This window comes from Pseudonocardia tropica, from assembly GCF_040105315.1.
Classification (GTDB): Bacteria; Actinomycetota; Actinomycetes; order Mycobacteriales; family Pseudonocardiaceae; genus Pseudonocardia; species Pseudonocardia alni.
This window is the reverse complement of sequence record NZ_JBEDNP010000053.1, coordinates 1-4,145: the sequence shown is the minus strand read 5'-3', so window position 1 is coordinate 4,145 and position 4,145 is coordinate 1. Positions and strand designations below refer to the sequence as shown.

Annotated in this window: 3 protein-coding genes; 1 reads left to right on the top strand and 2 read right to left on the bottom strand. The window is 67.4% G+C overall.

Features of this window, described 5'->3' with window-relative positions:
* Nucleotides 1–789: 789 nt before the first annotated feature.
* Both WHI96_RS27260 and WHI96_RS27255 read right to left on the bottom strand, forming a co-directional pair.
* Nucleotides 790–1,221 carry a hypothetical protein gene (locus WHI96_RS27260; RefSeq protein WP_345643747.1) on the bottom strand — a complete coding sequence of 144 codons (432 nt, stop codon included), beginning with the start codon at nucleotides 1,219–1,221 and terminating at the stop codon, nucleotides 790–792.
* Between the two features lie 604 nt (nucleotides 1,222–1,825).
* Entirely contained in the window at nucleotides 1,826–2,296 is a 471-nt protein-coding gene (locus WHI96_RS27255; RefSeq protein ID WP_345643750.1) for a hypothetical protein, read from the bottom strand.
* 276 nt (nucleotides 2,297–2,572) lie between these two features.
* Between WHI96_RS27255 and WHI96_RS27250 the strand changes: the two genes are divergently transcribed.
* A complete protein-coding gene (locus WHI96_RS27250) occupies nucleotides 2,573–3,727 on the top strand; it encodes an IS481 family transposase (RefSeq protein ID WP_345643753.1) in 1,155 nt (384 codons plus the stop codon).
* Nucleotides 3,728–4,145: the final 418 nt, after the last annotated feature.

Here is a 4,145-nt window from a genome sequence, read left to right as displayed (position 1 = left end):
ATCGTGGTGGTCCTTCCTGGAGTTCCTTGGTCGGTACTCGAGAAAGATCACGCGGTGGCCGTCTCACGTCACGACGCCACGCCGCTCACCAGCGACGAACCCGTACACCACCTCCGCGGACGTAACCTGCCGCCGGTCGAGTACGAAATCAACTACTACGCTCACCAACCGGCCCGAGACACGCCGATCTCGGGAGAATCGAGCTCCACTGAACCCGGGGCGCTTCACTGTCCGAGTCCCCCGGGGACACAGCGCAGGTTCGGGCCCCGCCCGGGGCGACGAGCCGCGCCGGCTCCCCGGACCCGACCCCACTACCCGACGACCACGGCCGAACGATCACCCCCGATGCGAACGCCGGCTCCCGGCGGTCAACCGAACCCAACCGCACCAGACCGCACCAGAACCACCCGAACGGCACAACGATCGTGGAGCAGAACCCTGACCTCATTTCGCGCCGTGGAGCGGCGTGCTCCACGTTTGCTCCACGATGAGACCACAGTGGACTGCAACATGATCATTAAGGACGATCATCCGAGGATCATCACCGTCGACGTATCCCCAGGTCAGAAACAGAAAAGACGGCACCACCCGAAGGTGATACCGCCTCGTTCCGACCGTCGGGACGACAGGATTTGAACCTGCGACCCCTTGACCCCCAGGCACTGGCAGAACACGGCCGATGAGCAGCGTAAGCGGCATCCGCGCAGCTCAGGAGTCCAGAGGAGTCCGTGAGCGTCCGGCGGGCCGTCGGTCGGTTGTCACTCAGTTAGACACTCACGGGCGCGATCATTAGTGAACCGCATTCGTAGCGATCGACGTGAGCGCCAGCCCGGTCCAGCCTCGGAGCACGGGTTGCGCTTGTGCATTGACAACGAGCCGGCCATCTTGCCGAGAGGCGTAGGCGTCGCCCGTGTAGCGAACAGTCCGGTAGCGACCGCGCTGGCGGGACAGCTCAGTGATGTTGCCCGTCCCGCCGGTGTCCATTAGTTGCTTCAACGCGTCGGCTTCGGCTTTGGTCGGCATCTCGACCCAGGCGATGGGTACCAGCGCGACGTCGCCCTTCGAGTCTCGTACCTCGAACTGAGCCCGGCGAAGGCTCGAGCAGGGATGCGCCAGGAGGTATTGCCGCACGCGGCCATAAGAGTTGGCCGCGCAGTCACCGGAGTCATCTTCCAAACGACCAGAGACGCGGATGCCGAGACGGGCCAACCGAGCCTGCACCGTGACAGCGTCCCGGCCTTTGGCCTGAGACCCGCTGCGCGGCGTCGATGACACTCCGCCCGGTGGTCCGACCGAGGACAGCGCGCTCCCCCCGGCCGCGCCACCCGCTCCGATGGCGACCGCGATCGTCAACGCGATGACGACCCCTCCCCCGCTTCCCTTTTCGCTACCGCCACCCGGGCCACCGATCCGCCTACCAGCCAACGCCCACTCCGCCCTGGATCATCACACCGGATCTCGGATACTTGCGACACACCGTTACCAAGTCTCGGGGAGAGACCGGCCCTTCACCCGGGGGAAGATCGTTCGAGCGCGACGGCCGAGTCGACCGAGCATGACGTCCTGGCGTCGCTCACTAAACCGGGCGCAAGGCGAGCCAGCTTCGTCGCAGGTCGTCGGGAGCGACGGCCCTACAGCCGGGGCGTATGCCCCACGCAGCTCTCACCCCCCCGGCCAGCGGGCCGGACGCGCAAATGCCGGCAACAGGCCGCGGCGGTCGCATCGAGGCGCGGGCGCCGGTGGTCGGCCTACGGACCACCGACCCGCGCAGCGCGATCGGGCCCGCCGACGCGGGCGGGCGGACCGTGCGACCGACTCACTGCACCTACACCTGCACCTGCACCGTACGTACCGGGTCGTGAGAACCCGCAGCCCGGGTCTGCCGGTCACAGGCCACGACCTGGTCGTGCTCGTCGTAGATCACGCACTGCAGCGACGTCGGCTCGTAGCTTTCGGTGATCCCGGCGTCGGTCTGGACCTTCGGGAGCGAGCCCGACGGGCGCAACGCCATCGCGGTTACCTCGTCGACGCCCTCGGGGCCCTCGACTCTCGTCCACATCGGGGCGTCGCTGTACCGGTACCTGTCCTCCGATTCCACCGACGTCACCGCCGCAGGATCGCAGGACCAGTGCACGATCAGGTTGCCGCCGTAGTCGCCGGGCTGAAGGTTGCCGGTCGGCTCGCTGACCACGATCCGGTAGGTCGGCGGCGGGGTGTCGAGCACGCCGGAGGACACGGTGATCACCGCGAGGCCCAGCACGGCGATCAACCTCGGCACCCCGCCGTCGTCGGCCACCGAATGAGTTCCCCAGCCGCACGATCGTGAGCGCTCCGGATGCGCCCACGCCGCACATCGCACTCACACAGAGGATGAACGAGTCGATCGCCGGAACCCGCAGCCACGCACAGCTGGCCGGACGTTTCCGCAGGTAGACAACAGAAACGACGACTCGCCCTCGCGGAAACCGCCCTGGTCGACCGTCGGGACGACAGTGTCTGAGTTCCGGACATCGTTCACAGCTGTCTCGCGTCATCGTGCACACCTACCGACGTCGAGGGGTGCACGATGGGGATGGCGCAGCTGGTCGTGACCGCGGTGCTGGTCGAGGGCCGTTCCAAGAGCGAGGTCGCCCGTACCTACAACGTGTCGCGGCGCTGGGTGATCACCTTGGTCCAGCGGTTCCTGGCCGAGGGCGAAGCTGGTCTGGAGCCGCGGTCGCGGCGCCCGCACACCAACCCGGCCCGCACCCCGCAGGCCGTCGAGGACGAGATCGTCGAGCTCCGCAAGGACCTCGACCGCGACGGCCACGACGCCGGCGCAGCCACCATCGCCGCGCATCTACAACGCCGCCACGGCCCCGAGCAGGTACCGGCGGTATCGACGATCTGGCGGATCCTGTCGCACCGCGGATTCGTAACCCCACAACCACACAAACGCCCGAAAAGCAGTTTCCAGCGATTCTGCGCCGATGCCCCAAACGAACGCTGGCAACTCGATATCACCCACTACCGACTCGCCGACCAGACGTCGGTCGAGATCCTCGACAGCATCGACGACCACTCCCGCCTCGCGGCGTCCTGCACGTGTCGCCGCGTGTTCACCGCCGGCGACGTCGACACCGCCTTCACCGCCACGACCAGCCACTACGGCGACCCCGCCAGCCTGCTCTCCGACAACGGAGCAGTGTTCACCGGCACCCCACGCCGCGGCGGGCGGGTCGCGCTCGAGGTCACCTGCTCCGCACGCGGGATCCGGTTCGACCACTCCCGCCCCTACCACCCACAGACCTGCGGCAAGGTCGAACGCTTCCACCAGACCCTGAAGAAATGGCTCGACCGACAACCCAGGCCCGCGACCGTCGGACAACTCCAGAAACTGCTCGACCAGTTCCGCGACTACTACAACACAGTTCGTCCGCACCGGGCTCTCGACCGGCGCACCCCCGCCGACGCCTACGCCGCCCGCCCCGCCGCGGTCCCGACCGGCACACCACTCGACACCGGGCACTACCGCGTCCGTCACGACCGCGTCGACCGCGCCGGAGTGATCACCCTGCGGCACAACAGCCGCCTGCACCACATCGGAATCGGCCGAGGACTGGCCGGTGTCCGCGTCCTGGCTCTCGTCAGCGACCTACACGTCCGGATCATCCACACCGACGGATCCCTGGTGCGGGAACTGACCCTCGACCCGGATCGGGACTACCAACCACAGACCCGACCGTGAACGATGTCGCGAGACACCTGTGCACGGTGTCCCGCGACATCACAACCGTCGGGACGACAGGATCTGAACCTTCGCCCCATTGACCCCTAGGTCAATCGGGTCCCCTCGCAATGCGCACGGCCTCCAAACTGGTCAGGCGTCCAGTGCAGTCCGTCGGCGTCCACCTCGTCGCGGTCCGGGTGCCACTCAATTAGCCACTCACCGGCGGACGGCTGTTCAAGCGTCGGGGAGCCCTCTCATCAACGATGGCTGCAAACGGCAAGCTAGCCCAGCGGACGGGTCGCGACTATTGTGAACCGCCCCGGCGTGTCCGGAGAGCTATCGGGTTGAGTGCTCTGACTCGGGCTGGCCGATGTGTTGACGGTAGTGCGCGGCCTCCAGCTCGGCCGGGGGCAGGTCCGCGGCAGCGGAGTGCAGC

Coding starts and splice junctions, on each gene's coding strand:
- WHI96_RS27250 (WP_345643753.1), top strand. CDS start 2,573: ATGGCGCAGCTGGTCGTGACCGCGGTGCTGGTCGAGGGCCGTTCCAAG.